Origin of the sequence: Endozoicomonas sp. ONNA2, assembly GCF_024606365.1 — a bacterium.
Lineage (GTDB): Bacteria > Pseudomonadota > Gammaproteobacteria > Pseudomonadales > Endozoicomonadaceae > Endozoicomonas.
Map to the genome: position 1 here is coordinate 1 of NZ_JAHHPO010000799.1, position 1,605 is coordinate 1,605.

Genomic DNA, 1,605 nt, shown 5'->3' on the forward strand with positions numbered 1-1,605 from the left:
GTGGCCAGTCACTCTGCTGCGTTGCAACTCCGGTCACATAGCTAAGGCTATGCTCACTACGTTGGGCCTTGCATAGTAACTGTCCACTTGGCCAGAAAATATGATTCCATTTGCCAACTATTTATTGCTTCAGAGGCTATTGCTTTAGAGACATCTGATAACCATAAAAAAACAAATAATTTCATTCCGCTATTTTTATTCTGCGCTCAATTATTCAGTGGGCTTATTGATTAAAAGTTGCTTTAATAGAAAAATGGTCTGCATAAAGAGAAATGGTCTGCACAATTAGTTAGTAGGTTAACTACTTGCCAAAGCTTAAAGGACAGCTATGAAACTTATCATCATCAGTGGGCGATCCGGTTCTGGAAAAAGTTCAGCTCTGCACACCCTTGAGGATGAGGGTTTTTATTGTGTCGACAATCTTCCGACCAGCATGCTGAACCAATTGCCAGACACCTTGAAAGGCCATCATTCAACCCCCCCCACAATGGCAGTCAGTATTGATGTCAGAAACCTTCCCGGAACTTTGGATAACTTCCCTGAGCTGCTAAACTCCCTTCGGCATAAGGGTATCGATTGTCAGGTACTGTATCTGGACACCGACAGCGAAAAGCTGGTCAGCCGTTATAGTGCCACACGCAGAAAGCACCCATTAAGTGATGACCAGACATCACTCACCGAAGCCATAGCCTCTGAAAAAAAACTGCTCATGCCCGTGCTGACCGCGGCTGACCTGATAATCGACACCACATCACTCTCCGTTCATGAGATGCGGGATATGATCAAGCAGGCGTTCTGCGCTGATCAAAAAAGTAGTATGACGGTACTTTTTCAATCGTTTGGCTTTAAAAACGGCATTCCTGCCGACGCTGACTTTATCTTTGATGTCCGCTGCCTGCCCAACCCTTTCTGGGATGAATCCCTGAGGGCGTACACAGGCCTGGATCAGCCGGTCATCGACTTCCTGAAGGATCAGCCCCGGGTCATCGAAATGATTGATGATATCCGTGTCTTTATCGAAAAATGGCTACCACGCTTTGAGTCAGCCCAACGCAGTTATATGACGATTGCCATTGGCTGCACTGGAGGGCAGCACCGCTCAGTCTATATTGGTAAAACACTGGGTACCCTGTTCACCAATAAACTGGAACGGGTTCAGGTCAGACACAGAGAGCTTCACGAATAATGATTACCTATCGAAAAACAATCATTAACAAATTGGGCCTGCATGCCCGGGCAGCATCCAAGTTTGTTTCCACATCATCGGCGTTTGCCAGTGAGATTGAAATCGGGTTCAATGGCCGCAAGGTCGATGGCAAGAGTATCATGGCAGTCATGATGCTGGCGGCCGGACAGGGTTCGGAGCTTGAACTCCATTGTGATGGCCATGATGAAGAGGCCGCCTGTCTTGCCCTGTGCGAATTGATTGATGACCGCTTTGGTGAAGAAGAATAACCGGCTCCCCGAGAGTTGCCTTAGTACCAATTCCACCTTCTGAATATGAACTGCGCAGCCATTTTGAACAACCGGATCTTCGTTGGAATTTCCCGCAAAACCCTGGGAGGCCGTCCGAGAATAGCGCCCGACTGAGCGTCCCCGTAGCGA

Annotated in this window: 2 protein-coding genes; both read left to right on the top strand. The window is 47.9% G+C overall.

The window, feature by feature from the left end; translation table 11 throughout:
- Window positions 1–328 precede the first annotated feature (328 nt).
- Entirely contained in the window at window positions 329–1,186 is an 858-nt protein-coding gene (rapZ, locus tag KDK14_RS14225) for an RNase adapter RapZ (protein ID WP_257265835.1), read from the top strand.
- Window positions 1,186–1,455, top strand: a complete 270-nt coding sequence (locus tag KDK14_RS14230) for an HPr family phosphocarrier protein (protein ID WP_257265836.1) — start codon at window positions 1,186–1,188, stop codon at window positions 1,453–1,455. The genes rapZ and KDK14_RS14230 overlap by 1 nt, the downstream gene beginning before the upstream one ends.
- Window positions 1,456–1,605 lie beyond the last annotated feature (150 nt).